The 26,074-nt window shown below is 72.3% G+C and carries 27 protein-coding genes and 2 pseudogenes; 18 read left to right on the top strand and 11 right to left on the bottom strand.

The features are described 5' to 3' along the window. Window positions 1-101 precede the first annotated feature (101 nt). The 4 genes from M878_RS000000100705 to M878_RS88615 all read left to right on the top strand — a co-directional run bounded on the left by M878_RS000000100705 (window position 102) and on the right by M878_RS88615 (window position 2,403). The gene (locus M878_RS000000100705) at window positions 102-395 is read left to right on the top strand and encodes a DUF7134 domain-containing protein (protein ID WP_023553255.1); all 294 of its coding nucleotides are present in this window, start codon (window positions 102-104) and stop codon (window positions 393-395) included. Beyond that, complete coding sequence (locus M878_RS92600; RefSeq protein ID WP_023553254.1) at window positions 395-1,327, top strand: sensor histidine kinase; 933 nt, start codon at window positions 395-397, stop codon at window positions 1,325-1,327. The genes M878_RS000000100705 and M878_RS92600 overlap by 1 nt, the downstream gene beginning before the upstream one ends. Further along, entirely contained in the window at window positions 1,324-2,016 is a 693-nt protein-coding gene (locus M878_RS88620) for a response regulator (RefSeq protein WP_023553253.1), read from the top strand. Before M878_RS92600 ends, M878_RS88620 begins: the two co-directional genes overlap by 4 nt. A gap of 156 nt (window positions 2,017-2,172) precedes the next feature. Next, on the top strand, window positions 2,173-2,403 hold the full coding sequence (locus M878_RS88615; RefSeq protein WP_023553252.1) for a response regulator transcription factor: 231 nt from the start codon (window positions 2,173-2,175) through the stop codon (window positions 2,401-2,403). Between the two features lie 153 nt (window positions 2,404-2,556). On the opposite strand, the gene M878_RS88610 is transcribed toward M878_RS88615, so the two are convergent. After that, window positions 2,557-4,362: an alkaline phosphatase family protein gene (locus tag M878_RS88610; protein WP_023553251.1), complete on the bottom strand. Its 1,806-nt coding sequence runs from the start codon at window positions 4,360-4,362 to the stop codon at window positions 2,557-2,559. A 305-nt stretch (window positions 4,363-4,667) separates the two neighbouring features. Between M878_RS88610 and M878_RS88605 the strand changes: the two genes are divergently transcribed. Together M878_RS88605 and M878_RS88600 are read left to right on the top strand one after the other, a co-directional pair. Further along, entirely contained in the window at window positions 4,668-5,768 is a 1,101-nt protein-coding gene (locus M878_RS88605) for an FUSC family protein (protein ID WP_023553250.1), read from the top strand. Continuing rightward, a complete protein-coding gene (locus tag M878_RS88600; RefSeq protein WP_078630504.1) occupies window positions 5,765-6,970 on the top strand; it encodes a PP2C family protein-serine/threonine phosphatase in 1,206 nt (401 codons plus the stop codon). The genes M878_RS88605 and M878_RS88600 overlap by 4 nt, the downstream gene beginning before the upstream one ends. Window positions 6,971-7,019: 49 nt before the next feature. Here M878_RS88600 and M878_RS88595 read toward each other — a convergent pair whose 3' ends face one another. Next, window positions 7,020-7,370, bottom strand: coding sequence for a DoxX family protein (locus M878_RS88595; protein WP_023553248.1), 351 nt, complete (start codon window positions 7,368-7,370; stop codon window positions 7,020-7,022). A 112-nt stretch (window positions 7,371-7,482) separates the two neighbouring features. On the opposite strand from M878_RS88595, the pseudogene M878_RS88590 reads away from it, so the two are divergent. Then, window positions 7,483-8,113: pseudogene (locus M878_RS88590) on the top strand (LysR family transcriptional regulator); the annotation flags it as partial. A gap of 272 nt (window positions 8,114-8,385) precedes the next feature. Continuing rightward, window positions 8,386-8,595 (top strand): annotated as a pseudogene (locus M878_RS96945) (LysR substrate-binding domain-containing protein); the annotation flags it as partial. Here M878_RS96945 and M878_RS88585 read toward each other — a convergent pair. Continuing rightward, on the bottom strand, window positions 8,525-8,734 hold the full coding sequence (locus M878_RS88585; RefSeq protein ID WP_023553245.1) for an antitoxin: 210 nt from the start codon (window positions 8,732-8,734) through the stop codon (window positions 8,525-8,527). The pseudogene M878_RS96945 and the gene M878_RS88585 overlap by 71 nt on opposite strands. Before the next feature lie 239 nt (window positions 8,735-8,973). Between M878_RS88585 and M878_RS88580 the strand changes: the two genes are divergently transcribed. From M878_RS88580 to hypA, 8 genes are all read left to right on the top strand, one after another. Then, window positions 8,974-10,473 (top strand): hypothetical protein, encoded by a 1,500-nt coding sequence (locus M878_RS88580; protein WP_023553244.1) that lies wholly within the window; start codon window positions 8,974-8,976, stop codon window positions 10,471-10,473. Continuing rightward, window positions 10,470-11,537, top strand: coding sequence for an NADH-quinone oxidoreductase subunit B family protein (locus M878_RS88575; RefSeq protein WP_023553243.1), 1,068 nt, complete (start codon window positions 10,470-10,472; stop codon window positions 11,535-11,537). The genes M878_RS88580 and M878_RS88575 overlap by 4 nt, the downstream gene beginning before the upstream one ends. A gap of 63 nt (window positions 11,538-11,600) precedes the next feature. Further along, window positions 11,601-13,394: a nickel-dependent hydrogenase large subunit gene (locus M878_RS88570; RefSeq protein WP_023553242.1), complete on the top strand. Its 1,794-nt coding sequence runs from the start codon at window positions 11,601-11,603 to the stop codon at window positions 13,392-13,394. Further along, the gene (locus tag M878_RS88565; RefSeq protein ID WP_023553241.1) at window positions 13,387-13,938 is read left to right on the top strand and encodes a NifU family protein; all 552 of its coding nucleotides are present in this window, start codon (window positions 13,387-13,389) and stop codon (window positions 13,936-13,938) included. Before M878_RS88570 ends, M878_RS88565 begins: the two co-directional genes overlap by 8 nt. Continuing rightward, window positions 13,935-14,525 carry a DUF5947 family protein gene (locus M878_RS88560; protein ID WP_023553240.1) on the top strand — a complete coding sequence of 197 codons (591 nt, stop codon included), beginning with the start codon at window positions 13,935-13,937 and terminating at the stop codon, window positions 14,523-14,525. Before M878_RS88565 ends, M878_RS88560 begins: the two co-directional genes overlap by 4 nt. A 20-nt stretch (window positions 14,526-14,545) precedes the next feature. After that, window positions 14,546-14,752, top strand: a complete 207-nt coding sequence (locus tag M878_RS88555) for a hypothetical protein (RefSeq protein WP_023553239.1) — start codon at window positions 14,546-14,548, stop codon at window positions 14,750-14,752. A gap of 59 nt (window positions 14,753-14,811) precedes the next feature. Continuing rightward, window positions 14,812-14,961: a hypothetical protein gene (locus tag M878_RS98640; protein WP_167345811.1), complete on the top strand. Its 150-nt coding sequence runs from the start codon at window positions 14,812-14,814 to the stop codon at window positions 14,959-14,961. A gap of 7 nt (window positions 14,962-14,968) precedes the next feature. Beyond that, window positions 14,969-15,310: a hydrogenase maturation nickel metallochaperone HypA gene (gene hypA / locus M878_RS88545; protein ID WP_023553237.1), complete on the top strand. Its 342-nt coding sequence runs from the start codon at window positions 14,969-14,971 to the stop codon at window positions 15,308-15,310. Window positions 15,311-15,350: 40 nt separating this feature from the next. On the opposite strand, the gene hypE is transcribed toward hypA, so the two are convergent. The 8 genes from hypE to M878_RS88505 form a co-directional block, all read right to left on the bottom strand. Further along, window positions 15,351-16,424, bottom strand: a complete 1,074-nt coding sequence (hypE, locus tag M878_RS88540; RefSeq protein WP_023553236.1) for a hydrogenase expression/formation protein HypE — start codon at window positions 16,422-16,424, stop codon at window positions 15,351-15,353. Next, window positions 16,417-17,562, bottom strand: coding sequence for a hydrogenase formation protein HypD (gene hypD, locus M878_RS88535; RefSeq protein ID WP_023553235.1), 1,146 nt, complete (start codon window positions 17,560-17,562; stop codon window positions 16,417-16,419). Before hypD ends, hypE begins: the two co-directional genes overlap by 8 nt. Further along, the gene (locus M878_RS88530; RefSeq protein ID WP_023553234.1) at window positions 17,559-17,849 is read right to left on the bottom strand and encodes a HypC/HybG/HupF family hydrogenase formation chaperone; all 291 of its coding nucleotides are present in this window, start codon (window positions 17,847-17,849) and stop codon (window positions 17,559-17,561) included. Before M878_RS88530 ends, hypD begins: the two co-directional genes overlap by 4 nt. A 3-nt stretch (window positions 17,850-17,852) precedes the next feature. After that, window positions 17,853-20,195: a carbamoyltransferase HypF gene (gene hypF / locus M878_RS88525; protein ID WP_023553233.1), complete on the bottom strand. Its 2,343-nt coding sequence runs from the start codon at window positions 20,193-20,195 to the stop codon at window positions 17,853-17,855. Beyond that, a complete protein-coding gene (gene hypB / locus M878_RS88520; RefSeq protein ID WP_023553232.1) occupies window positions 20,192-20,914 on the bottom strand; it encodes a hydrogenase nickel incorporation protein HypB in 723 nt (240 codons plus the stop codon). The genes hypF and hypB overlap by 4 nt, the downstream gene beginning before the upstream one ends. Before the next feature lie 264 nt (window positions 20,915-21,178). After that, a complete protein-coding gene (locus M878_RS88515; RefSeq protein ID WP_023553231.1) occupies window positions 21,179-21,745 on the bottom strand; it encodes a hydrogenase maturation protease in 567 nt (188 codons plus the stop codon). Next, window positions 21,742-23,451, bottom strand: coding sequence for a hydrogenase maturation protein (locus M878_RS88510; RefSeq protein ID WP_023553230.1), 1,710 nt, complete (start codon window positions 23,449-23,451; stop codon window positions 21,742-21,744). The genes M878_RS88515 and M878_RS88510 overlap by 4 nt, the downstream gene beginning before the upstream one ends. Before the next feature lie 79 nt (window positions 23,452-23,530). Next, on the bottom strand, window positions 23,531-24,268 hold the full coding sequence (locus M878_RS88505; protein WP_031227111.1) for an MgtC/SapB family protein: 738 nt from the start codon (window positions 24,266-24,268) through the stop codon (window positions 23,531-23,533). Window positions 24,269-24,574: 306 nt separating this feature from the next. Between M878_RS88505 and M878_RS88500 the strand changes: the two genes are divergently transcribed. Both M878_RS88500 and M878_RS88495 read left to right on the top strand, forming a co-directional pair. Continuing rightward, entirely contained in the window at window positions 24,575-24,817 is a 243-nt protein-coding gene (locus M878_RS88500) for an ANTAR domain-containing protein (RefSeq protein WP_023553228.1), read from the top strand. 381 nt (window positions 24,818-25,198) lie between these two features. Then, window positions 25,199-25,900, top strand: coding sequence for a nitroreductase (locus tag M878_RS88495; RefSeq protein ID WP_023553227.1), 702 nt, complete (start codon window positions 25,199-25,201; stop codon window positions 25,898-25,900). The last annotated feature ends 174 nt before the right edge of the window (window positions 25,901-26,074 follow it).

The raw sequence follows: 26,074 nt of genomic DNA, 5'->3' as shown, positions 1-26,074 counted from the left end.
TCGGGCCCGGTGCCGATCCTCGGTGCGGTGACGCATCTTTCGATGCGCGCCCAGCGGCGGATCCGCCCGGCCCTCGGTGTCGTCTAGCCTGACGAACCGACATGAGCGCCCAGGTGAACACCCTGCCCCTAGCCGCACAGCGCCGGCTCGCCGGCCGACCACGCCTGACGGACGCGCTGTGGGTCGGCGGTCTCACCCTGCTCGACGTGGTCACGGTGCTGGACCGGACACCGCGGCCGCCCGGCTGGGGTGTGGCACTGCGGGGCGCGCAGACCGTGCCGCTGCTGTGGCGCCGGACGCGTCCGCGGACCGCCCTCGTCGCGATGACCGTGCTCTACGTCCTCTTCCAGGCACTCGGCCCGATCCACGGGAAGGTCCCCGGCCGTTCCTGCTGATGATCGGCGTGTACGCCGTGGCCCGGTGCGCACCGGCGCCGGCGAGCGGGCCGCTCACCCTCCTCTGCCTTGCCACCACCGCCGTCACGGACGCCCTGACCGGGCACTGGGAGCCGCCCCGTCCCGGCTCGCTGGAGCCGCTCAGCGTCACGACGTTCGTGTTCTTCTTCGCCGTGGCCTGGCTGCTGGGGTACGGACGGCGCAGGATCGGCGCCGACGCGGAACGGCTGCGCGAACTCAACCGGCGGCTCGCGGCCGAACAGGAGCTCAACGCCCGGCAGGCCGTGCTGACGGAGCGGGCCCGCATCGCCCGCGACCTGCACGACGTCGTCGCCCACCACGTCAGCGCCATCGCCCTCCAGGCACGCGCCGCCGAGGACGTACTGACCTCCGATGCGCCCGATGCGGGCGAGGCCGCACACGGTGTCGGCCTCATCGCGCGGACCGCCGACACGGCGCTCACCGAGATGCGGCGGCTGCTCGGCTTGCTGTCCTTCGACGAACGCGCACTCGCGCCCGAGCCGTCCCTGGACCACCTCGACCTGCTCGTCGGTGTCGCGACGGCGGCGGGGTGCCGGGTCAGCCGTGTCACCGAGGCACGCGCCGGGAACGCGCTCCCGGCCGGGATGCAGGTCTCGGCCTACCGGGTCGTCCAGGAGGCGCTGACCAACGTGGTCAAGCACGCCGGTCCGGTCGGTGTGCGGATCGCCGTACGCGGGGACGAGGCGCGCCTCACGATCGAGGTGGAGAACGACGCACCGGCCCCGGGCCACCGGCCGGTGCCCGGCGCCGGGCGCGGGCTCGTCGGCATGCGGGAACGCGTGGCGGCCTTCGACGGGGAACTGCACGCCGGGCCACATCAGGACGGCGGCTGGCGCCTGCGCGCGGTTCTGTACGCGCGGGATCCGGGATCGGCTCAGGGGGACGGATGACCGTACGCGTGGTCGTCGTGGACGACCAGGAGATCGTGCGGACCGCGCTGCGGCTGGTCATCGGCCGCCGGGAGGGTCTGGCGGTCGTCGGCGAGGCGGCCGACGGTGACCAGGCCGTGACCCAGGCTGTGGCGCTGCGGCCGGACGTGGTGCTGATGGACGTACGGATGCCGGGCACGACCGGCGTCGAGGCGACCCGGCGGATCGTCCGGGACTGGCCCGGCCCGGGGCCGGTACCACGGGTGCTGGTGCTGACCACCTTCGACCTGGACGAGTACGTGCACGCGGCGCTGCGCGCCGGGGCCGTCGGCTTCCTGCTGAAGAACAGCCGGCCCGACCAGCTCGCCGAGGCCCTCCGCGCCGCGGCCGACGGCGAGTCCGTGCTCGCCCCTGGCATCACCCGGCGGCTGATCGACACCGTCACCGCGCTGCCACCCTCCCTCCTCTCCCCCGCACCGGCCCCGGATCCGGAGACCGGCGCGCTCACCGAGCGCGAGATCCAGGTCCTCGTACTGGTCGCGCGGGGGCTGTCCAACGCACAGATCGCCGCGGATCTGGGGCTCAGCGAGGCGACCGTGAAGAGCCGGGTCAACCGCATCCTGACCCGGCTGGGCCTGGAAAACCGTGTCCAGGCGGCCCTGTGCGCCCATCGGGCCGGTCTCGCCGGGCCCGGACCAGGAGTGGTGTAGACCACGTCCCGTACATCATCTCCGGTAAACCATGGTCCGTTCCCTGTGACACGCCTGTGACAGTCGACGGACAGCGCCATGACGTCCGGCAAGCAATCTGGAGCAACAAGGGCAAAACGCCCTAAACGGTCAGATACCTCGCCGGAGGACAGCACCATGAGCGCCACTCTCGCCACGCCGCACACCGAGGCCCCCGCCCCCGCGCTGGCTCCGCGCGAGCGGGAGACGCTCCGGCACATCGCCGCCGGCCGCACATATCTCCAGACCGCCCGCCACATGGGGCTGTCCACCCACACCGTGGACGCCTACCTCCGCCGGATCCGGGCCAAGCTCAACATCACCAACACGGCCGAGCTGACCCGCGTGGCCATCGCCCTGGGCCTGTGAGCAAAGAGCGCCGGGTGACGGCTTCAGCCCGAGCACCGGGCCCACGCGCCGGCCTCCTGGATATGACGGAGGAATCAGCAGGCCACGGGGTGAGAGTCCGTGGGCTGTTCCGCCGGGCGGCGGCGCGTGGTCCCGGTGTCCTTCGCAGGACGGTCAGCCGACGGTCAGGGAGAACGGTCCGGCCAGGACCGAGTAACCGTCATTGGCGAGGTAGTACACGTCGTACGTCCCCGCACCGTTCAGCTTCCCGGTCGGGAAGGTGAGGGCTCCGCTGGCGTTCGGGGCGTAGGACCAGGTGAGCGAGGACTGCTTGCCGGGGGTGACGCCCGCCGGGTAGATGCCGATCCAGTTCTTGGCGCTCACCTGGACCGCCGACGGCACCGAGTAGCGGAAGGTGACGTTGCCGCCTTCCGCGACCGCGTTGAGGTCGCCGGTGAGCGTCGGCTGGGTCGCGGTGGACGGGGCGAACGCGTCGTTGAGCGGGGTCGCGTAGGTGTCGTTGGCCGTGAGGCCGGGCAGGCCGAGAGCGTCCTCGATGGTGCGGCCGATGCCGTAGTGGTCGTAGTGGGCCGGGCTGCTGGTGCCGGCCGGGACGGTTCCCTGGGAGCCGACGACCGTGGTGGCTATGTGGTTGTACGCCTCGCCGGAGCTCTCGTCCCAGGTGAGGACGAGCAGCGAGCGCTGCTGGGTCCAGGCCGGGGAGGACAGGACCGGGGCGAGGGTCTGCTTCAGCCAGCCGTCCTGCGTCTTGAGGCTGGTGGCGTTGCCGTTTCCGGAGGCCTCGCCGTCGTAGTAGTCGTCGGCGGCGATCCAGGAGAAGTCCGGGGTGGTGGCCGCGGACTTCAGGTCGCTGGTGAGCTGTGTGGTGTCGAACAGGTGGGCCGCGCAGCGGGAGGCGTTGCCGCTGATGTCGGTGTAGTTGATGAAGGGCGCGTCGTCGGGCTCGTAGTAACTGTCGTTGTTGTTCTTGGTGTTGCAGGGCGTGCCCATGCCCTGCTCGTACGCCTTCCAGGTCTTGCCGGCGTCCTCGATGGTGTCGCCGAGGTTGCGCTCCGGGGAGTTGATGTTCGGGAAGTACGTGGCGCCCTTGGTGTAGGTGTCACCGCCCGCGATGGCGAGGTAGTTCTCGTCGCTCGGGTGGTAGACGCCGTGGAAGTCGGTGAGCGTGGCGCCCTGGCCCATGAGGCTGTGCATGTACGGCGTGTCCGCCGGGTCGTTCATGACCTGGGAGTAGTCGGTGTTCTCCATCATGACCATGAACACGTGGTCGTAGCCCGGGACCTTGGAGGCGGGCGGGGTGAGCGGGGCAGGTGCGGCGACCGGGGTGTCCAGCGTCAGGGAGAGGTTGTCGAGGTAGCCCGTCTCGCTGCTCGTCGACAGGAACTGCACCTCGACCTGGATGGACCTGGTGCCGGCCGGGACCGCGCCGGTGGCGCTGCGCGAGAGGAACTTGGTGGCCTGGCCCCTGTCGCTCGCGGACACGGTGGGCAGTTCGGCGGTGGCGCCGACGGGGTGGCCGCCGCCGTCGTGGAAGTGCAGGCTCACCGCGACATGGCCGCTGTACGTGGTCCAGCCGCCGAGCCAGCCTGAGAGGTCGTAGTGCACTCCGCCGCCGTCGATGGCCGTGGCCGCGGAGGAGACGTCCACGGTCTGGGTCATCGCGCCGTCGCCGAAGTTGCCGGGCGCGAAGAAGGCCTTGCCGGGCGTCTTGCCGTCGCTGGGCAGCCCGAAGGAGGCGACGGAGTGGCACATGACGTTCGGGCCGCCGGCTTCGGTGGTCCAGCCGGGCACCGTGGTGGCGGCCGCCCAGTCACTGGTGCAGTAACCGCCGCTCTCCGCATCGCCGTTGACGATGAGGTTGCCGCTGTTGCCAGCCGCCTGGGCGGGGGCGGGAGCGGCGACGATCAGCGCGCCGTGGAGGGCGAGCAGCCCGCCGAGGGATCTCCAGCGCAGTCGCATACGTGGTACCTCGTCCCGTTGGTGAGGATGCCGTGGAGGGCCGGGGGCCCCACGGCCTGACTGTGCACAACGAACGGGACATGAGTAGCGGCCGACGCTGTCGCGCGGAAGAACCACGACCAAACTTGACCAGACAAGTTGGAACTCCACGACCGGCCCGCTTGTTGATGCTTGAACAGGCTGCATGTGGGCGCGGGCAGCGGCATCCATACATATTCCTTATTTGCCGTATAACCCGTTTGTCCGTTTATCCTTGGCGGTCTTGCTCGCCAAAGGGATCTGCCGCGGAAGGGGACGAACGAGACATGCACGGCGCACGACTGCCCGCTCTCCTGGCACGGATCAAACAGGCCGGCGGTGCCGAGGCCGCGCGTGCCACGGTGGCGGCCGGGCTGACCTGGCAGACCTGCGCGATGCTGCTGCACGTCGACGACCCCTACGCGGGCGCCGTCGCGGCCGTGCTGATCGTCGAGACGACGGTGGTGGCCACGGTCTCCGCCGCCACCCGGTACGCCGCCGGATGTCTGCTCGGCGTTCTCGTCGCCATACCCGGCGCGCTGTTCGCCGAGCCCGGCATGGTGGGACTGGCCGTCGTCGTCTTCGCCTCCGTGCTGCTGGCCCGGCACGGATTCCTCGGCCACTACGGCCTGCACGTCCCGACGACCGCCCTGATCACCTTCGCCCTGGTCCGTGGCCGCCACCCCGGTGAGCTGGCCACGCACCTCGCGGAGATCGTGCTGGGCATCGCCTTCGGGCTGGCGTGCAGCGTGCTGCTGTTTCCCACCGTGCGGGCGCGGTCCGCCGAGCGGGCGCTGGAGGACCTGCGGCTGCTGATCGCCCGGCACCTCGACGGCCTGGCCGACGCGGTTCTACGGCACGAGCAGCCGCGCAAGATCCTCGGCCCGGCCTGGGAGGACGACCTCGGCACGGCACTGACCCGCGCCAGAACCGCCATGGACGAAGCGCACGAGAGCATGCGCTGGAACCTCCGGCCGACCGCCCGGCGCCGCCGCTCGCGCCTGGACCACCGGGTGCTGCGCACGCTGGGCGACGTCGCCGGGCAGGTGAGCGCGACGGGCCGGCTCCTCGACAGCCACCCCGATGCGGCCGAGACCTCCCGGCCCGGCTCCGCGTTCACGCAGCCGTACGCCCGCCTGCTGCGCACGACCGCCCTGTGCGCCTACTCCTGCCGCGGCGGCCGCCCGCACCCGGCCCTGCCCGCCGCACGGCAGGCCCTCGCCCGGCTCGAGGCCCCCGGCCGCACCACCCCGGGCAAAACCGCCCCGGACCAGCGTCTGCTGCGCCCCCTGGAGTCGGCCCTGACCTGCCTCTCGGCGCCCGCGCCCACCGCGCCCACGCGATCCCACCGGCTCCTCGACCCGCTACGGCCCTCCATACGACGATGACCTCTCACACCACTGACCTTCAGGAATCCACCACCGGACACGCCGCCGCACCCGCGCGCCGCAAGCCGATGGGAGGGCCTGCGGCGCCCTGGAACCGCCGCACCGGCTCCCGCACGCTCGTGGCCGCGGCTCCCGCGCTGCTCGTGGTGGTCGTCGCGCTCACCGACCTGATCACCCCGGACTGGCTGCATGTCTCACCGGTGCTGGCCGCCGTCCCGGTGCTGGCCGCCGTACTGCTGCCATGGTGGGCGACGGCGGTGCTCGCCCTCGCCGTTCTGGTGATCACGGGGCTGCTCCAGTGGGACGCCGGCGGCTGGGGGCATCCGGACACGAACGTCGCCCTGGGCAGCCTGTTCGTGGTCGGAGTCACCTCGCTGGCCGCGTGCTCCCTGCGACAGCGCCGGGAACGGCAGCTGCACCGGATCCGCTCCGTCGCCGAGACCGCGCAGTGCGCCCTGATGCACCCCCTCCCCCAGCGGATCGGCTCGCTCGCGCTGAGTGGTGTGTATCTGCCGGCCGAGTCGGAGGCGCGGATCGGCGGCGACTTCTACGAGGCGGTGCGCACGCCGTACGGCACGCGGATGGTGATCGGCGACGTACGCGGCAAGGGACTCGAGGCGGTCGGCGCCTCGGCGGCCCTGCTCGGCGCGTTCCGCGACCTGGCGTACCGGGAGCCCTCGTTGACGAGGGTGGCGGAGCAACTCGACGAACGGGCCCGTCGGCACATCGCCGCGCTCGACAGTGACCCGGACACGGACAGCCCCGGCGGCCGTGGCACGGGCGCCCTGTTCACGGAGCGGTTCGCCACGGCACTCCTGGTGGAGTTCCCGCCCGGCGAGGCCGTGGCCCGCCTGGTGCACTGCGGCCACCCCGAGCCGTACGCCGTCCACGCGGGCGAGGTACGGGCCTACGAGCCGGATCAGCCCGGCGCACCGCTAGGCCTGGGCGATCTGCTGGCCGCACGGCCGGTCGCCCAGACCGTGCCGTTCGGTCCGGGCGACCGGCTCGTGCTGTACACCGACGGGTTCATCGAGGCCCGGGACCGCCGGGGCCGCTTCCACGACCTGGCCGCCCATGTGCACGCGCACGCCGGACGCCCGCTGGACGCGATGGTGGCGGCCCTGCGCCGCGATCTGCTGCGGCACGTGCGCCGCGACCTCGACGACGACGCGGCGCTGGTCGCGCTGGAGCGCCTTCCGTGAGCGGGCTCAGGACCTGAAACTCCGGTCACCGGATCGCCGCTGCCTCCGGTCACCGGATCGCCGCCATGGCCAGGGCGCCCGCGGCCAGCGCGAGGAAGGAGCCCGGGAACGCGATGTTGTGGAACACCCGCGCCCGCACATGAGCGGCCATCGCCCCCAGGTAGAACAGCACCAGCCCGACGCCGGCCGCGATCCCCAGCGGCCGTACGCCGAACAGACCGAGGAGCAGACCGGCCGCTCCGGCCGCCTTCAGCAGTGCCAGCGAGGGCAGCCAGGCAGGTGCCACGCCGACCTCGGCGGAGTTGGCGAGCACGAACGGCGCCTTGACGAGGTCGGCCGCCGCGATGCCCGCGTTGGCCAGGACGGCGGCGCAGGTGACGGTCACATAGGCGAGTTCCATGACGGCAGACCTTTCACGAAAGGCGTGGTTCCAAGTCCCTGACTCCGGAGTGCCTCCAGCCTCACCGCACGGCCGGCGCGACGTCCAATACCAGCGTCTGTAACCTGTGGGACTGGATGTCGACACGCGTCTGCTGCGTTCCTCCCTCGCCGTCGCCGAGGACGGCAGCCTCACCCGCGCCGCCGACCGTGCGTTCGTGTCGCAGCCGGCTCTGACCAAGCAGATCCGGCATTTGGGAGACCCAGCTCGGCGTACAGCTCTTCGACCGCTCGCGCACCGGCATGGCGCTGACGGACGCGGGTCGTGAACTCGCGCGCCGGGCCCCGGAGGTCCTCGCCGCCTGGGACGACGCCCCGCGCACCACGAAGGCCACCGGGCGGCGGGGCGCACGGGTGCTACGCGTGGGGTTCGTGGCGAGCGCGGCCGACGAGGCGACGCGGGAGATCGTCGCCGAGTTCGCCCGGCGGCGGCCCGGGTGGCGTGCCGAACTGGGGCAGGCGGCCTGGTCGAACCCGAGCACGGGGCTGGCCGACGGTGACGTGGACGCGGCGCTGCTGCGGCTGCCCTTCCCGGGGCGGGCCGCACTGCGGGTCGAGGTGCTGTTCAGCGAGGCCCGCCGGGTGGCGCTGCCGAGCGGGCATCCGCTCGCGGGACGCGCCGAGATCGCCTTCCGCGAACTGTGGGACGAGCCGTTTGTCGCCGCGCCCGAGGAGACGGGTGCCTGGCGCGACCACTGGCTTGCCACCGGCTAGCGCGAGGGCCTGTCCGGCGGGTCAAGGTCGCGGGACAGTGACGTCGCCTCATCAGCGCGGGTGAGCGGGGGCTGGTGCGTCCAGCTGCAAGGCGGAGGAGGGAGTCGACGGTGGCGGTGCCTCCGCGTGAGCGAAGCCGAGCGTGGGGGAGCGTCGGCGACCGACGACAACGCCGCTGGGGGTGCCCCCACGCCCTTGAGGCAGTGGGGGGAGGGCGTGCCAGCCCCCGCGTCCGCGACAGGATCCGCCGGACAGGCCCTGGGGGCCGCCCGGTCCGTGTCGGCGCGGTCACCGGACAACCCGACGACTGGCTGAGCGCCATCGCCCACGGATACGGCATCGCCCTCGCGCCGGAATCCGCCGCGCGGTTCTACTCCCGCCCCGGTGTGGTCCACCGCCCGGTCACGGGAGTGAGCCCGACACGGGTGGGTGTCGCCTGGTCACCGGCCGACGACGGCAATCCGGTGGCCTAGGACTTCGTCGACTGTGCTTGCCCTCGGTCCGCTCGTCGATGAAGTCACCGACCTTCTCCAGGCCGTCGGCGATCTTGTCTCCGTGCTCCTCGGCGATGTCCTCGGCCTTGTCCTTCAGGTTCTTCAGGGCGTCGAACATGTCCGGTTCCTCTTCCTCGGCTGCCTGCGCGGACCCGGACCACGTTCCCACGCCTGCGGTGGCGGGGAAGGCGGCTCCGGGCGGTGCTTCGAAGCACCGGGGGTGGCACCCGGAGCGCGCGAAACGGGCTCGCCGTCCCCTGCCCGGCCCAATCGGGGTGCGCCGGAGGAGCGAGGGGCTGTGACGGGTGTGACGGTGGTGGAAGGAGTGTGCGCGGGGGCCGGTGACGAGGAGGCTGGATGTCGGGTGGAGCCGGCGAGGGCGGCGCTGCGCCGGCCGCCGTGCTGGACAAGGACGGCGGCGGCGTGCCGTACCGCGTCTTCGAGCAGGTCGGTGCGGTCGCGGACGCGGTGCTCTACGAGGGGTACCTGCTCTATCCGTACCGCCGGTCCTCGCCGAAGAACCGGGTCCGCTGGCAGTTCGGTGTGCTGCTGCCACGCGACTGGGTGGAGCGGGACGGGCCGGTGACGCCGGGGATCTCCGGCTCCGCGGATTCCTGGTACCAGCGGACCGAGTGCCTGTTCCGGGCCTCTCGCGCGGATGCGGTCGTACGGGTGCGGGTGCGGTATCTGCAGATGCAGGACAAGCGGGTCGAGGCGGTCGACGAGGTCGGTCGGTTCCACCCGGTCGAGTCCTTGCGGACGGCCGACGGCACCACGCACCTGTCGTTCGAGGAGGCGGTGCCGCGCGAGGCCGGGCTGGTGCTGTCGCTGGCGGAGCTGGTGCGCGGCGGTCGCACCGCCCCGGTGGGCGCGGACGCGGGTGCCGAGTCCGAGCCGTTGCCGGACGGCGCGGGGCGGACGGTCCGACGGCGCCGGGAGGTGCGGGCCGCTACGACGGTCGTGGCGGAGCCGCTCGCGCCGGACCTGTACCGGCTCCGGGTGCGCACCGAGAACACCGGCGAGTCGACGGACCCGCAGGCCCCCCGGGACGAGGCGCTGCGGCAGGCGCTGATCGCCACGCACACCCTCGTCGGCGGGGACGGCGTGGAGTTCGTGTCCCTGATCGACCCTCCCGGGGAACTGGCGCGGCACGCGCGGGGCTGCCGGAACGCGTTCACGTTCCCCGTTCTCGGCGGCGCACCCGAGGAGCGCGCGACGGGCTCCGTCATGCTCTCCGCGCCGATCATCCTGCCGGACCGGCCGCAGGTGGCGCCGGAGAGTCCGGGCGATCTGCATGACGCGGCGGAGATCGACGAGATCCTCACGCTGCGCACGATGCTGCTGACCGACGAGGAGAAGGCGGAGGCCCGGGCCACCGATCCGCGGGCCGCGCGGATCGTCGACCGGGTCGACACGATGCCCCGGGAGGTCTTCGAGCGGTTGCACGGCGCGATCCGTTCCCTGACGCCCGCCGCGCCACGCGAGAACGCCAGGCCCGCCTGGTGGCAGGAGGGCGGCGACGACGGGTTGTCCCCGACGACCGGCACGGTGCTCGTGGCCGGGGTGTCCGTCGGCGCCGGCAGTCCGGTGCGGCTGCGCCCGCACCTGCGCGGTGCCGACGCCCAGGACATGTTCCTCGACGGGCGGACCGCGACGGTCGCCGCGGTCTTCCACGACGTCGACGGCAGTGTGCGGCTGGCCGTCACGGTCGACGACGATCCCGCCGCCGAACTGCACGGCTGGTACGGCCGTTTCCACTATTTCCGGCCCGACGAGGTCGAACCCCTCGCGCCCCCGGGCCCGCCGGCTCCCGCCGGCCCGGCCCATGACCGACTGCGACGGAGGCCGCAGACATGACCACACAGAGCGGTACCACCGAAGCCAAGGCATCGAACGGCTTCGACGAGATCACCATCCTCTGGATCTCGGAGGGCATGAGCTGCGACGGCGACACCGTGTCGCTGACCGCCGCGGGACAGCCGTCCATCGAGGACGTGGTCCTCGGCCTCATCCCGGGCCTGCCGAAGGTGAACCTCGTCAACAAGGTGCTCTCGCCCAGTCTGGGCGGCGAGGACTTCCTGGCCCCGTACCGGGCGGCGGCCCGCGGCGAGCTGGAGCCGTTCATCCTGGTGATCGAGGGCTCGATCCCGAACCAGAACATCATCCAGGGCGACGGCTACTGGACGTCGTTCGGCAACGACCCCGAGACCGGCGAGCCGCAGACCCTGAACTCGTGGATCGACCAACTCGCGCCCCGTGCCTGGGCGGTGGTGGCCGCCGGGACCTGTGCGACGTTCGGCGGCATCCACGCCATGGCCGGCAACCCGACCGGCTGCATGGGCCTCGCGGACTACCTGGGCTGGGAGTTCAAGGCGCGCTCGGGGCTGCCGGTGGTCAACGTGCCCGGGTGTCCGATCCAGCCGGAGAACTTCATGGAGACGCTGGTCTGGGTGCTGCAGCACGCGGCCGGTGCCGCTCCCCCGCCGCCGCTGGACCACATGCTGCGTCCGCAGTGGCTGTTCGGGAAGACCGTCCACGAGGGCTGCGACCGGGCCGCGTACTACGAGCAGGCCGACTTCGCGAAGGACTACAACTCCCCCAAGTGCCAGGTGAAGGTGGGCTGCTGGGGTCCGGTCGTCAACTGCAACGTGCCCAAGCGCGGCTGGATGGCCGGCGTCGGCGGCTGCCCGAACGTCGGCGGCATCTGCATCGGCTGTACGATGCCGAGCTTCCCCGACGCCTTCATGCCGTTCATGGACGAACCCCCGGGCGGCACCCTGTCGACCATGCTCGTCAAGCCGTACGGAGCCGTCGTCCGCCGGCTGCGCGGCCTGACCAACGACATGGTGAACCACGAGCCCAAGTGGCGCCACAACAAGCGCAAGCTCACCAGCGGTTACGACCCGCACTGGCGCGCCTGACGCCGGCCCACCCCGTCCCGCCATCGATCCGCCCGACCCGAACAGCGAGGGGCAGTACCGCAGATGACGACCACCGACTCCCGGTCCACCAAACGCAAGCCCGCCCAGATCGTCGACATGTCCTGGGATCCGATCACCCGGATCATCGGCAATCTCGGTATCTACACGAAGATCGACTTCGCCAACCGGGAAGTCGTGGAGTGTCACAGCACCTCGTCGCTGTTCCGCGGCTATTCGGTGTTCATGAAGGGCAAGGACCCGCGTGACGCCGGGTTCATCACCTCGCGGATCTGCGGTATCTGCGGCGACAACCACACCACCTGCTCCAACTACGCCCAGCAGATGGCGTACGGCGTGAAGCCGCCGAAGCTGGCCGAGCACATCACGAACCTCGGCGAGGCGGCGGAGTACATCTTCGACCACACGATCTTCCAGGACAACCTGGTCTTCGTGGACTTCTGCGAGGCGATGGTCAAGGCCACCAACCCCGGTGTCCTGACCCGCGCCGAACGCACGGACGCGCCCCGCGGCGACGTCCACGGCTACCGGACCATCGCCGACATCATGAAGGCCTTCAACCCCTTCGAGGGCGAGGTCTACAAGGAGGCGCTGAAGGTCAGCCGGATCACCCGGGAGATGTTCTGCCTGATGGAGGGGCGGCACGTGCACCCGTCCACGATGTATCCGGGCGGGGTCGGCACGATGCCGCAGCCGAACACCTTCACCGACTACCTCAGCCGCCTCATGCGCGTCATCGACTTCATCAAGAAGGCGGTGGCGATGAACGACGACGTCTTCGACTTCTTCTACGAGGCGCTGCCGGGCTACGAGGAGGTCGGCAAGCGCCGTATCCTGCTGGGCTGCTGGGGCGCCTTCCAGAACCCGGACGTGGTCGACTACCGCTACGCGAACATGGACCGGTGGGGCAAGGCGATGTACGTCACCCCCGGCATCGTCGTCGACGGACAACTGGTCACCAACAACCTGATCGACATCAACCTCGGCCTGCGCATCATGCTCGGCAGCTCCTACTACGAGGACTGGGTCAACGAACAGCCCTTCGTCACCCACGACCCGCTCGGCAACCCCGTCGACATGCGCCACCCGTGGAACCAGACCACGGTGCCGGTGCCGCAGAAGCGGGACTTCGACGGCAACTACAGCTGGGTGATGAGCCCGCGCTGGCACCACCCGCAGACCGGCGAGCACCTCGCGCTGGACACGGGCGGCGGGCCGCTCGCCCGGCTGTGGTCGACCGCGCTGAGCGGCCTGGTCGACACGCCGTACGTCAAGGCCGTCGACGGCGGCATCCGGATCACCCTGCCCAAGGGCGAGAAGCTGCCGGAGACGACCTTGGAGTGGCGCATCCCGAAGTGGAGCAACACCCTCGAACGCGACCGTGCCCGGCCGTACTTCATCGCCTACGCCGCCGCCATGGCCCTGCAGTTCCTGGAGGAGGCGACGGGGATGCTCAAGAGCGGCGACACAAAGGTGTACGAGAACTTCGAGGTGCCGGACGAGGCGATCGGCTGCGGCTTCCACGAGGCGGTGCGCGGGGTCCTCTCCCACCACCTGGTGATCCGGGACAAGAAGATCGCCAACTACCACCCGTACCCGCCGACCCCGTGGAACGCCAGCCCCCGCGACGTCCACGGCATCCCGGGCCCCTACGAGGACGCCGTGCAGGGCCAGCCGATCTTCGAGGAGAACGGGCCGGACGACTTCAAGGGCGTCGACATCATGCGCACCGTGCGCAGCTTCGACCCCTGTCTGCCGTGCGGGGTCCATATGTACATGGGCAAGGGCAAGACCCTGACCACGGTGCACTCGCCCACGTACGGGGCGAACCATGGCTGACGCCGGGCGGCTGTCCGACCCGGCGGTGGAGGCGCGGCTCGCCCGGCTCGACGAGGTGCTGGCCGCGCTGGAGGCCACGCCCGGCCCGGCCCTGGAGGCGGTGCGGCTGCTGACCGAGGTCTACGGCGAGGCGCTCGCCCGGGTGCTGGACCACGCGGACGAGCGGCTGCGGGAGCGGCTGGCCGCCGACGAGCTGGCCGGGCACCTGCTGGTCCTGCACGGGATCCACCCGGAGTCCCCGGAGCGCCGGGCCGCTCGTGCGGTCGAGAAGCTGCGGCCCGCGGTGCGTGGGACCGGCGGTGACCTGGAGTGGGCCGGGGTCGAGGGGCGGGTGGCGCGGGTGCGCCTGAGCTCCGGCGGCGGGTGCGGTTCCGGGTGCGGCGCCGGCTCTTCCGATGTGAGCGAGGCGGTCCGGGCGGCGGTGCTGGCGGTCGCTCCCGAGCTGACCTCGGTGGAGACGGTGCCGTACGAACGCCGGGCGGCACCGGCGTTCGTACCGCTGAGCACGATCGGGCGCCGGGGCGTGCCGCAGAAGGCGCGGTGACCGTGGACGGAGCACTCGCCCGGGTCATCCGCTCCGCGGGCAGGCGGGCGGCGACGGCCGAGACCGAGGTCTGTGAGCTGTGCGCCGCCCGGGTGGCCGAGGGACACGCCCATCTGTACGACATCGGTGCCGCGCGGGTGCGGTGCGTGTGCGGTCCCTGCTCGGTGCTGTTCGCCGACGACGGGGCGGGCCGCTACCGGCTGGTGCCCCGGCGGCGGCTGCGGCTGCCGCCGGTCGACACGGGGGTGCTGGGCGTCCCGGTGGGCCTGGTGTTCTTCGTTCCACGGTCCGACGGCACGGTCACCGCGCAGGGACCGAGCCCGGCCGGGGCCATGCGCTGGGAGGTGGACGCGGCGGCCTGGCGGCGGCTGGCCGGCACAGTCCCGCAGCTCGCGTCCATGGCACCCGACGTGGAGGCGCTGCTGGTGAACACCGTGCGTGGCCTCGACGAACACTGGATCGTGCCGGTCGACGACTGCTACCGGATGATCGCCCTGGTCCGCCGCGAGTGGCGCGGGCTGTCCGGTGGCGGACGGGTCTGGCCGGCCGTAGAACAGTTCTTCAAGGAGCTGACCGAGCGGTCGTGAGACCCGGAAGGAGAAACGACATGGGCAGCATCCGAGTGGGCCGCCCCCAGGCGAAGCCCGACACGCCGTCCCACGTGCGCGGAATGCACCAGGGCAACCACGGCCCGTACCAGCATCAGCCCGGACACCACAAGGACGGCACGTCCGACGCACGCCGCTCCACCGGTATCCACTCCGAACGGCATGACGCCCTGGTGCAGGACATGCCGAACATCTCCCCGGGATGAGAGAGCAGGAAGTGACCGCCATGAACCTTGGCAGGAGACGCAGGACCGCGCGAGCGGGGATGTCGGGACGGCAGCTGCTCGTGGCGCAGGTCGCCCTCGTCGGCAGCCTCTGCGCGGGCGTGTTCCTCAGGGAACTCCCCAGCATCATGCGGGAGTTGCGCATCTACCGGATGACCGGCGGGCTGCGCGCGGCCCGCCGGTACCCGTGAGCCGCCGGTGCACGAGTTGTCGATCGCGACCGCGATCGTGGAACAGGCCGAGGAAATCGCCCGCGCGGACGGGACGGACCGTGTGACCGCCGTGACCGTCCGCGTCGGGGAGCTGGCCGGTGTCGTGCCGGACGCGCTGCACTTCGCCTTCGAGGTGGCCCGCGACGGTACGGCGCTCGCCGGGGCGCGGCTGGTCGTGGAGCAGGTGACCGCGCGGGCCTGGTGCGGCGGGTGTGCCCAGGAGTTCGCGGTCGGCATGCCGCCGTTCTTCTGGTGCCCGGCCTGCGACCGGCCCTCGCAGGAGCTGCGATGCGGCCGGGAGCTGGAGATCTCGGGCCTCGAAGGGTGACTGCACCGGCCCCGACCTGAGGGCGGGGCCGGGCAGCCGCTCAGCAGATGCGGGGCAGCTGCTCCCCGAGCGGCAGGTCCACCACGCGGGTGCCGCCGAGGCCGGTGGCGGCCACCACCATGCCCGGGTGGTCCTCGACGCACTCCCCGATGATCGCCGCGCCGCCGCCCTGCGGGTGGGCGCGCATCGCCGCGAGGACGGCCTCGGCGTGCCGCGGGGGTACGAAGGCGACGAGCCGGCCCTCGTTGGCGACGTACAGCGGGTCCAGGCCGAGGAAACCGCAGGCGTTCGCGACCTCGTCGGGGACCGGAACGGCCCGTTCGCGCAGCCGGACTCCGGTGCCGGAGGCGCGGGCGATCTCGTTCAGGGACGCGCCGAGCCCGCCCCGGGTCGGGTCGCGCAGGACGTGGATGTCCTTCGTGACCGCCAGCATCGCCGCTACGAGGCCGGCCAGCGGCGCGGTGTCGGAGGCGATCTCGACGCCGAACTCCAGGCCCTCGCGGACGCTCATGACGGCCACGCCGTGCAGCCCGATGGGTCCGCTGACGAGGACGGCGTCACCCGGCTGGGCGCGCTGCGGGCGGATGTCGACTCCGTCGGGCACCAGGCCGACGCCCGCGGTGGTGACGTAGACGCCGTCGCCGTGCCCGGACTCGACCACCTTGGTGTCGCCGGTGGCGATGGTGACGCCCGCGGCCTCGGCCGCCGCGCCGATGGCCTGGGCGACCCGGCCGACGACGTCCAGGGCCACACCTTCTTCCAGGACGAAGGCCGTGGACAGGTAGGCGGGCCGGGCGCCGCTCATCGCCAGGTCGTTCACGGTGCCGTTGACGGCGAGGTCGCCGAGGCTGCCGCCGGGGAAGAACAGCGGCCGTACGACGTAGGAGTCGGTGGAGAAGGCCAGCCGGGCGCCGCCGAGGTCGAGGACGGCGGAGTCGGTGAGGGCGGCCAGGGTGGGGTTGCCGTAGGCGGGGGCGAAGACCTGCTCGATCAGTTCCGCGGACAGGGCGCCGCCTCCGCCGTGGCCCATGACGACGACCGGCTGGTCGCGCAGGGGTGCGGGGCAGGTCCAGTTCGCGGGGTCGACGGCCGCTTCGGTAGCCGTGTCAGCCAACGGTGTTCAGCTCCTCCCGTGGAATGCGGGATCCCCGCTGTGCCGGGCCGCCGGGCATCCGACGGTAGAGGTGGTAGGCCGCGCAGGCGCCCTCGCTGGAGACCATGGTGGCGCCGAGCGGGGTGCGCGGGGTGCAGGCGGTGCCGAAGGCCTCGCACTCGGTCGGCTTGATCAGCCCCTGCAGCACCTCGCCGGCACGGCACACGGCGGGCTCCTCGGTGCGGATCCCGGTGACGTCGAAGCGGTGCTCGGCGTCGTAGGCCCGGTAGGTCTCGGACAGCCGCCAGCCGCTGGCGGGGATGGGGCCGATACCGCGCCAGTTGCGGTCGGTGACCTCGAAGACCTCCTCCAGCATGCTCAGAGCGGCCGGGTTGCCCTGCTCCCGTACGGCACGCGGGTAGGCGTTCTCCACGCGGTGCTCGCCGCGCTCCAGTTGGCGGACGGCGCGGCGGATGCCCTCAAGGATGTCCAGCGGCTCGAAGCCGGTCACGACGACGGGTACGCGGTGCCGGTCGGCCAGCTCGGGGTACTCGGCGATGCCCATCACGCTGCACACGTGCCCGGCGGCGAGGAAGGCCTGGACCCTGCACTCCGGTGCCGTCATGATGGCCTCGATCGCGGGTGGGACCCGGACATGGGAGACCAGCAGGCTGAAGTTGCCGAGTCCGAGCCGCCGGGCCTGGTGGACGGCCATGGCGTTGGCGGGGGCGGTCGTCTCGAAGCCGATGGCGAAGAACACGACCTGGCGGTCCGGGTTCTTGCGGGCGAGGTCGAGCGCGTCCAGCGGTGAGTACACCACGCGTACGTCGCCGCCCTCGCCCTTGACCCGGAACAGGTCGCGGTCGGTGCCGGGCACGCGCAGCATGTCCCCGAAGGAACAGAAGATCACCCCGGGGCGGGCGGCGATCTCCAGGGCCTTGTCGATGACATCGAGCGGCGTGACACACACCGGACAGCCGGGGCCATGAATCAACTCCACTGCATCTGGCAGGAGTTGGTCGATGCCGTGACGGATGATGGTGTGGGTCTGGCCGCCGCACACCTCCATCAGCGCCCAGGGGCGGGTGACCGTGGCATGGATCTCGTCGAGCAACCGCCGTGCCAGATCAGGGTCGTTGAACTCGTCGATGTACTTCACCGGGCCTCACTCCCGCTCTCCTGCCGCGCCGCCTGCTCCCAGGCGTCTCCGAACTCCTCCTCCAGCAGCCCCAGTTGCTCGAACAACTCCAGGGACGCCCGGGCCGACTCCTCGTCCAGGCGCTGCAGCGCGAAGCCGACGTGGACGATGACGTACTCCCCCACCCGTACGTCGGGCAGATACTCCAGGCATGCCTGTTTTCGCACTCCGCCGAAGTCGATCAGCCCGGTCATGGGGTCGGCGCGATGGTCGATGGACACGACCTTGCCGGGCACTGCCAGACACATGGGTCACTCCGTCTCGTGGTGGTTTGCCGTTCCCGCGACCATGAGCTGACCGAGCGCCAGCCCTCCGTCGTTCGGGGGGACTTCACAGTGCTGGATGACCGCGAACCCCGCCCCGGCGAGCAGCGAGGCGGTCTCCTCCTCCAGCAGGGCGTTGGCGAAGACGCCTCCGGTGAGGGCGACGGTGGTCAGACCGGTCCCCGCGCGGGCGCGCCGGCAGATCTCGGCGACCGCTCCGGCGACGCCTCGGTGGAAGCGGGCCGCCAGGACCGGAGCGGGGACGCCGCGCCGCTGGTCCTTGAGCAGGGCCCTCAGCATCGGTGCGGGGTCGCAGGCGAGGACATCCGCACCGCTGAGGCCGAAGGGGTACGACACGCTGTCCACGTCCCTGGCCTCCAGCGCCGCCGCCTGAAGTTCCAGCGCCGCCTGCGCCTCGTATCCCGCCCGGTGACACACACCGGCCAGGGACGACACCGCGTCGAACAGGCGGCCCATGCTGGACGTCGGCACACATGCCACCTGTCGCTCCAACTGCCGTCGCAGTACGGCGCGTTCGCTGTCCGTGCAGGCTTGGACGCTCGGCAGATCCGGTTCCCAGGGCACACCGGCCGCCCACAGCCGGGCCAGCGCCAGCCGGCAGGGGTTGGCCACTCCGGCGTCTCCGCCGGGCAGCGGGGCGGGGGTGAGGTGGGCGAAGCGCCGGTAGCCGGTGTAGTCGGCGAGCAGGATCTCACCGCCCCACACGGTGGCGTCGTCGCCGTATCCGGTGCCGTCGAAGGCGACGCCGATCACCGGGGTGCTGCCGTCCAGGCCGTGCTCGGCCATCGCGGAGGCGATGTGGGCGTGGTGGTGCTGGACCAGCCGCAAGGGCATCTTCGAGGCGCGGCGCCGGGCCCAGCGCGTCGAGTGGTAGCCCGGGTGCCGGTCGGCGGCGACGAGGGCCGGGGCGACTCCTGTCAGACGGCTCAGGTGCCGTTCGGCGCGCTCGGCGGCCCGCAGGGTGGCCAGCGCGCCCATGTCACCGATGTGCGGCCCGAACCAGGCGAGGTCGCCCTCGCCGAGGCACGGGACGTTCTTCAGGTCGCCGCCGACCGCGAGGGTGGGACGGACCGGGACCGGGAGGCGCAGCGGGCGGGGGACATAGCCGCGGGAGCGTCTGAGGACCTGTTCGGTGCCGTCCGGGCGTACCCGCAGCAGGGAGTCGTCGCACGGCGAGGCGATGGGCCGGTCGTGGGTGAGCCAGGCGTCGGCCAGTCCGGCGAGCCGGGTCAGCGCCTCGGCGTCGTCGGTGACGATGGGCTCGCCGGAGCGGTTGCCGCTCGTCATCACCAGCGCGCGCGGGCCGGGCGGATCGCCGGGCAGCCCGAACAGCAGGGTGTGGACCGGGGTGTAGGGAAGCATCAGGCCCACGTGCGGGCTGCCCGGGCAGACCTGGCCGGCGAGGCGGGGGCCGTCCGCCGGGGTGCGTCCGCGGAGCAGGACGACGGGGCGGCGGGCACTGGTCAGCGCGGCCCGCTCGGCTGCGGAGAGCACCGCGAGACGCTCCGCGGTGGCGAGGTCCGCGCACATCACCGCGAAGGCCTTGCCGCCGCGTTCCTTGCGGCGGCGCAGGGTGGCCACGGCCCGGTCGTCGGTGGCGTCGCAGGCCAGGTGGTAGCCGCCGAGTCCCTTGACGGCGACGATCCGGCCGGCGGCCAGCAGCGCCCGCGCCGTGGCGAGGGCGTTCGCGTCCCTTGTCGCGCGGAGGCCGCTCAGGGCCGGGATCAGGGTGAGCCGCGGCCCGCACCCGGGGCAGGCGACGGGCTGGGCGTGGAAGCGTCGGTCGACGGGGGCGCCGTACTCCCGGGCACAGGCCGGACACATCGGGAAGTCGGCCATGGTGGTGGCCGCGCGGTCGTACGGCATCCGGGTGGCGATGGTGAAGCGCGGGCCGCAGTGGGTGCAGGTGACGAACGGGTGCCGGTGCCGGCGGTCGGCTCGATCGGCCAGTTCGCGCAGGCACTCGGCACAGGTCGCGGTGTCCGGCGGAAGCTGGGTGCGGCCCCCGGCCCGCTCGGTGGAGCAGATCGCGAAGGGTCCGGTGTCGCCGGTGACGGGCACCTCCTCACCGGCGATGCCGCTCACGGTGGCCAGCGGCGGCGGCTGTTCGGCCAGCGTGGCGCAGAACCGGTCGACCTCGTCCGCCGGGCCCTCGACCTCGACGAGCACGCCGTCGCCGGTGTTGCCGACGAACCCGGACAGGCCGAGGCCTGCGGCGAGCCGGTGCACGTACGGCCGGAAGCCCACACCCTGCACGGTTCCCCGCACGGTGAGCCTTCGGCGCACGAGGCCGGTGGCGGGCGCGGTCATACGGCGGGAGCGTCGGCGGTGTGGTGGTGGCCGTGCGGATGCGGCGCGAGGGGCGGCCGGTGGAGGGTGCCGTCCCGGGCGGCCAGGGCACGGTCCAGGAGGGTGCCGGCTCCGGAGCCGGTGCGGGCACAGGACCGTACGATCCGCACGCCCGGATTGACCCGGTGCACATTGGTCCGGAAGGCGGCCTCGTCGAAGCCGGCCGGTTCGGCGAGGTCGGTCTTGGTGATCACGATCAGATGGGCGGAACCGAACGCGGTCGGGTACTTCAGCGGTTTGTCCTCGCCCTCGGTGACCGCCATGAGCACGACCCTCAGAGTCTCGCCGAGGTCGTACGCGGCCGGGCAGACGAGATTGCCGACGTTCTCCACGAAGAGCACCGAGGTGTCCGCCGGCAGCCAGCCGGTCAGCCGGGCCCGGACCTGACGGGCCTCCAGGTGGCACAGTCCGTCGGTGAGCAGCTGCTGGACGGGGGCGCCGGAACGGGCCAGCCGTACGGCGTCGTTCTCGGTGGCCAGGTCGGCGGTCAGGGCGGCCACGGGGATGCCCTGTTCCACGGCGCGGGCCAGGACCCGGCCGAGGAGTTCGGTCTTGCCGCTGCCGGGGCTGGACAGCAGGTTGACGACGGTCACGCCCTGCCGGGCGAGGTCGCCGCGCAGCTCCGCGGCCAGGTCGTCGTTCTTGGCCAGGACGGCCTGCTTGACGTCGGACCGGCACATGGGCGCTGCTCCTCGGATGCGGGGGTGGGGCCCGGGGCGCTGCCCGGGCCCTGTCGTCACATTCCCGTCCGCCCGGAGGGCGGGCACCGCGGCGTCTGGTCCGTGCGATCGCAAGGCGCCGGAGCGCCCTGGTGACGGAGCCACGTGGGCGATTCGGCAACGCGGCTGGGGGTCCCCACGCAGTGGGGGGTGCGTACCAGGCGTCGCGGGGCAGGCGGGAATGTGACGACAGGGCCTAAGGCCCGGGCCTCACCGATCATCCGCTCAGCGGGCCGTCGTGCCGGGCAGCGCAGCCGGATGCGCGGGCGCGGATTCCATCGGGTGGCCCAACGGGGGTGCGGGCGCGGCGGAATCGGAGAGCAGGGCCGGGATCAGCGTGTGCAGGGCGTCCGCGGCCCGGCCGACGGCTGCCCGGACCGGTGCGCTGAGCCCCGGCAGGAGGTCCGCGTCGCCGGCGGGCAGCACCTCGGGCTCGCAGGCCAGGACGAGAACGCGGGGCAGCGGCTCATCGCCGAGGTGGGTGGCCAGGGCCAGTACCTTCGCCGGGTCCATGCCGTGGGCCTCGGGCACGACGGTGCCGTCGGGCGGTTCGGCCTCGATCAGGGAGAGGGTGCCGGGGTGGTGGCCGCGGCGCGCGGTGTCGACCAGGACGGCGGTGTCGTATCCGTCGAGCAGGTCGTAGGCGAGGTCCATGCCCCGGATGCCGTAGTCGTGCACCCATACCTCGGCCGGCAGCGGGCGCTGGTCGAGGGCGCGGATCACTTCGGGGCCGAAGGCGTCGTCGGCGAGGAAGATGTTGCCGACGCCGGCCACCAGCAGACGCGGCGTCAACGGAGGTCTCCTGGGGGCGGGGTCAGGGGGCGGGGTGAGGCGGACGGGGCCTTGCGGACGAAGGCGGAGCGCAGGGCGTGGTAAGGAGCCTCCGGGTCGAAGAAGAGGGTGCGCATACGGGCCAGTTCGGCCTCGCGGTACGCGGCGAGCGGGCGTTCGCCCTCGGCCGCGGCGCGGGCTGCGGACTTGGCGGCGATCCGCGCGTCCAGGAAGGGGGAGGAGGCGAGTTCGGCCGCCAGCCGCTGGGTCTCGGCCGGGAAGTCGCCGGGCGCGGCCGGTACGAGCCGGTCCACGAGACCCAGCCGTTCGGCGGACGCGGCGCTGACGGGCAGGGCCTCGGTGGTCAGCCGGTGGGCCTGCTCCGGTCCGACGCGGCGGGGCAGGGTGTACGTCCAGAACTCCGAGCCGTACAGGCCCATTCGCCGGTAGTGCGGGTTGAGGACGACGCCGGTGCGGCACCACACCTCGTCGGCGGCGAGGGCGAGCATGGCGCCGCCGGCCGCCGCGTTGCCGGCGAGTGCGGCCACGACCAGCCGGTCGGTGGTGCGCAGGACCGCCTCGACCAGATCGTCCATGGCGTTGAGGTTGACCCACGACTCCTCGGCCGGGTCGGGGGCCGCCTCGATGACGTTCAGATGGATGCCGTTGGAGAAGAAGTCGCGGTCCCCGCCGAGCACGAGGACCCGGGTGGGGTGCGAGAGCGCGTGCCGGTAGGCGGCGAGCAGCCGTCGGCACTGGTCGGTGCTCATCGCGCCGCCCGGGAAGGAGAAGCCGAGGAAACCGACGTCACCGCGCTGCCGGTAGCGGATGTCGGTCCAGGTGCGCCGGTCGGAGGGCAGGTTCAGTGGGACGGGCGCTTCGGGGAGTTCGAGGGAGGGCTCCCAGGCGGCGAGCACGGAGGCGGCCGGGCGGCGGAAGGGCGCGGGGTCGCCGGAGTTCTTGCGGGGGCGCAGTTGCGGGATCCAGACCGCGCCGTCGCGGGTGGCCCGGCAGACCGCACCCGCCCGCCGGGCGAGAAGTTCGCCGGGGTGGCCGCGCAGCCGGTCCTCGGGGTGACCGCCGTGCAGGAACACCTCCCGGCCGAGGATTTCGTCGCGGACGCCGGGCTGCGAATCGGCGCCGCGGAGTTTACGCAGGACCGTTTCGGTGTCGTCCCGCGCCCAGTCGATACGCCGGCGCTCCTGCCGGAAGGCGTCGCGCCAGACCACGTCGATCGACTCGTCGGTCTGCAGCCGGGGCTTGTAGGAGCCTTCGGCATAGCGCCGTACGGCGGTGCGGACGGCGGTGACGGCGGCGTCGGAGACCTCGTTGCGGTACAGGTCGCTCTTGCCGACGGGCGTCACGGTGAACGGCTCCGCCGCCCAGATCGCGCCCGCGTCCATCGCCGCCTCCGCCTGCAGGACCGTCACGCCCCACCGGGGTGCCCGCTCGGCCACGGCCCAGTCCAGCGAGGACGGGCCGCGGTCTCCGGGCGGCCCCGGATGCACGATCAGACAGGTGTGTTCGCGCCACACATCCTCGGGCAGGGCGGTCTTCAGCATGGGCGCGATGACCAGTTCCGGCCGCAGTTCGTGTACGGCGGCCCGGACCTGGTCGTCGCCCTGTGAGGCGAGGACGACGTCCACGCGGTGACCGAGGTCCGACAGTTCGGCGTACACGCGCTGGGAGAGGCTGTTGAACGCACTGGCGACGAGCAAAATGTCCATGACACGGCATCGTGGCGCCTGGCCGGGGCGGCGTGAAGCACCGCCGCGCCGAATCGTCCGTCTCCCTCGTCCGTCTCCGCTATTCGTCGTCCGCCGCGGCACTCACCTCGACGTCGAGCACCCCCTCCTCATGGAACAGCTCCGAAGCCAGCACCGTTGGGTCCTCGGCGCCTTCCAGCCCCAGCAGCACCCGGGCGGCGTCGTCCGCGCGGCCGGGCAGCCGTTCGACCTTGACCTGGACGATCCGGAAGCCGCGCCGGGTGCACGTCTCCATCAGGCGCGGGAGCAGGGCCGCCCCGGTCCGGTACGTCAGCCGTGCCTCGAAGCCGGTGGCGGCCGTCTCGGGGATCAGCCGGGACGTGAACAGCGGATAGCCGCGCACCACGAGGAAGTGGAGGGCGGTCACCGCCAGCGCGAGGATGGGCAGCCCGCCGCCGCAGGCCATGCCGACCGCGGCCGTCAGCCAGATGGTGGCGGCCGTCGTCAGGCCCCGTACGGCGTCCCGTCGTACGAAGATCAGACCGCCGCCGATGAAACCGATGCCGGACACGATCTGAGCGGCGACCCGGGAGGGGTCGAAGGAGACGTTCTGCAACCCGAGCACCGCCGTGAACCCGTGCTGGGACACCTCCATCATCAGCGCGCTCGCAATGCCGACCAGCGTGTGCGTGCGCAGCCCGGCGCTCTTCTGCTGGGCGGCCCGCTCCCAGCCGATCAGGCTGGACAGCAGCAGCGCCAGCCCCAGCTCGGCCAGCTGCCGCACCCCCTGGCCGTTGTGCACGTCCCACAACGGTGCCGCGAGCCCCGCTCCTGCCATGCACACCTCGCATGTGGATCCGTCCCTGTCCGGGTTCTTCGATGGTCCGCTGCCCACGCCTACCCCGCGACGGGACCTCGATTCCTCGGGTCCGGGTGGTTCAATCCGGGTGTCCCCTCCGTGTGCGGCCGCCCGCCCGGTGCGGGCGCCGCAGCGACGCCCTCCACCCGCAGAGGTCCCCCATGGCCTTCTTCGCCCTCTCCCGGCACCAGCCGCTGACCCTGCTCTCGGTCACCGAGCTGGCCTCGGCCCACGACCGGCTGGTGAACGAGAACCAGCAGCTGCGGCGCGCCGTGTCCTCCCGCGGTGATCGACCAGGCCATAGGAGCCGTGATCGTCCTCGGGCGGATCGCCCCCGAGGAGGCCTGGCGGGCGCTGCGGGACGTCTCCCAGCGCACCAACGTCAAACTGCGGACCGTCGCCGAGCACATCCTGGACTACGCCCAGGGCGGGACGCTCCCGGAACCGCAGCGGACCGAACTCGGCAAGGCGCTCGCGCGCTACCGCCGGAGCACCGACACGGGCGAGCCCCCGACGACGGAACGGTGACAGTCCGCCCGCCGTCGGGGCTGTCCGGCGCATCAGGTCGCAGGACATCGACGGCTCCTCATCAGCGCAGGTGAGCGGGGGCGATGAGGCTGAACCGCCACGAGCGAAGCCGAGCGTGAGGGAGGCAGCGACCGACGGCGACATCGCCGGGGGTGCCGCCACGCCCTTGAGGCAGTGGGGGAAGGCGTGCCGGCCCCCGCGTCTGGCACACCACAGGGTCCGCCGGACCGGCCCCAAGCCGACAGCGGGTCTGCGCCCCGGCCCACGGGCAGGTCACGGCAGGGGGAGGACACCGCTGTCACATCCGCGGGCCGGCCTCCGTCAGTACAGCGGAAGTCCGTCAGTACGGCGGAAGACGGAGTCGGCCAGGAGGTCGTACGGGTGGATGTGTACGAGGCAGTGGCGAGCCGGCGGGCGGTGCGGTCCTTCACGGACGAATCCGTCCCGCGTGCGGCGCTGGAGCGCGTCCTGGCCGCCGCCACGCGCTCCCCTTCGGGCGGCAATCTCCAGCCGTGGCACGTCTATGTGCTCACCGGCGCCCCGCTCGCCGAGCTGAAGGAGCGCACCTGCGAGCGCGCCGAGGCCGGTGATCCTGGAGACGAGCGGCAGTACCGGATGTATCCGCCGGAGCCGAAGTCCCCGTACCGGGAACGGCGGTCGGCTGCGGCCACCCGGCGTTTCGGGGCGCTCGGGATCCGGCGCGAGGACATGGAGGCCCGCCGGGCGGCCGTCGCCGCGAACTGGCGGTGTTTCGGCGCCCCGTGTCTCCTGCTGTGCTACATCGACCGCGACATGGGCGCGGCGCAGTGGGCCGACCTCGGGATGTATCTGCAGACGGTGATGCTGCTGCTCCGTGCCGAGGGGCTGCACAGCTGTGCGCAGATGGCATGGTCGGTGTACCACCGCACGGTCGCGGATGTGGTGGCCCCACCGGAGGAACTGGTCCTGTTCGCGGGCCTGTCGATCGGCTTCGAGGACCGGTCGGCGCCGTTCGCCCGCATCGGCCGGGCACCGCTCGCGGAGACGGTCACGTTCCTCGGTGACAGCGCGAGCGGTGGGCCGGGACAGCCTGCCTCCTCGTAGGTCTCGCCGTCGGTCCGTGAACGGCGCCCGCTCCGCCCGCGCCGAAACGTCGCCATCCGGGGGAAACCGTGCACGGGCGCCTTCCGCGCGCCCCTCGCGCGACGGGCGCTTACGGTTCTCCCATGTGACCGACCGTCATCAAGGGTGACGGAGAGGAGCCGAAAGCGGTGGTGG

Origin of the sequence: Streptomyces roseochromogenus subsp. oscitans DS 12.976 (genome assembly GCF_000497445.1) — a bacterium.
GTDB lineage: Bacteria > Actinomycetota > Actinomycetes > Streptomycetales > Streptomycetaceae > Streptomyces > Streptomyces oscitans.
Note: the sequence above shows the minus strand (reverse complement) of the source record. Positions and strands in the feature narration are given on the sequence as shown.

What these genes read in the sequence shown, in the direction of transcription:
- hypF (WP_023553233.1), bottom strand. Translation starts at nt 20,195, where the DNA reads ATGACCGCGCCCGCCACCGGCCTCGTGCGCCGAAGGCTCACCGTGCGG.
- M878_RS88610 (WP_023553251.1), bottom strand. Translation starts at nt 4,362, where the DNA reads ATGCGACTGCGCTGGAGATCCCTCGGCGGGCTGCTCGCCCTCCACGGC.
- M878_RS000000100705 (WP_023553255.1), top strand. Translation starts at nt 102, where the DNA reads ATGAGCGCCCAGGTGAACACCCTGCCCCTAGCCGCACAGCGCCGGCTC.
- M878_RS88585 (WP_023553245.1), bottom strand. Translation starts at nt 8,734, where the DNA reads ATGTTCGACGCCCTGAAGAACCTGAAGGACAAGGCCGAGGACATCGCC.
- M878_RS88570 (WP_023553242.1), top strand. Translation starts at nt 11,601, where the DNA reads ATGACGACCACCGACTCCCGGTCCACCAAACGCAAGCCCGCCCAGATC.
- M878_RS88600 (WP_078630504.1), top strand. Translation starts at nt 5,765, where the DNA reads ATGACCTCTCACACCACTGACCTTCAGGAATCCACCACCGGACACGCC.
- M878_RS88530 (WP_023553234.1), bottom strand. Translation starts at nt 17,849, where the DNA reads ATGTGTCTGGCAGTGCCCGGCAAGGTCGTGTCCATCGACCATCGCGCC.
- M878_RS88555 (WP_023553239.1), top strand. Translation starts at nt 14,546, where the DNA reads ATGGGCAGCATCCGAGTGGGCCGCCCCCAGGCGAAGCCCGACACGCCG.
- M878_RS92600 (WP_023553254.1), top strand. Translation starts at nt 395, where the DNA reads ATGATCGGCGTGTACGCCGTGGCCCGGTGCGCACCGGCGCCGGCGAGC.
- M878_RS88605 (WP_023553250.1), top strand. Translation starts at nt 4,668, where the DNA reads ATGCACGGCGCACGACTGCCCGCTCTCCTGGCACGGATCAAACAGGCC.
- M878_RS88575 (WP_023553243.1), top strand. Translation starts at nt 10,470, where the DNA reads ATGACCACACAGAGCGGTACCACCGAAGCCAAGGCATCGAACGGCTTC.
- M878_RS88580 (WP_023553244.1), top strand. Translation starts at nt 8,974, where the DNA reads ATGTCGGGTGGAGCCGGCGAGGGCGGCGCTGCGCCGGCCGCCGTGCTG.
- M878_RS98640 (WP_167345811.1), top strand. Translation starts at nt 14,812, where the DNA reads ATGTCGGGACGGCAGCTGCTCGTGGCGCAGGTCGCCCTCGTCGGCAGC.
- hypB (WP_023553232.1), bottom strand. Translation starts at nt 20,914, where the DNA reads ATGTGCCGGTCCGACGTCAAGCAGGCCGTCCTGGCCAAGAACGACGAC.
- M878_RS88505 (WP_031227111.1), bottom strand. Translation starts at nt 24,268, where the DNA reads ATGGCAGGAGCGGGGCTCGCGGCACCGTTGTGGGACGTGCACAACGGC.
- M878_RS88615 (WP_023553252.1), top strand. Translation starts at nt 2,173, where the DNA reads ATGAGCGCCACTCTCGCCACGCCGCACACCGAGGCCCCCGCCCCCGCG.
- M878_RS88620 (WP_023553253.1), top strand. Translation starts at nt 1,324, where the DNA reads ATGACCGTACGCGTGGTCGTCGTGGACGACCAGGAGATCGTGCGGACC.
- M878_RS88510 (WP_023553230.1), bottom strand. Translation starts at nt 23,451, where the DNA reads ATGGACATTTTGCTCGTCGCCAGTGCGTTCAACAGCCTCTCCCAGCGC.
- M878_RS88565 (WP_023553241.1), top strand. Translation starts at nt 13,387, where the DNA reads ATGGCTGACGCCGGGCGGCTGTCCGACCCGGCGGTGGAGGCGCGGCTC.
- M878_RS88595 (WP_023553248.1), bottom strand. Translation starts at nt 7,370, where the DNA reads ATGGAACTCGCCTATGTGACCGTCACCTGCGCCGCCGTCCTGGCCAAC.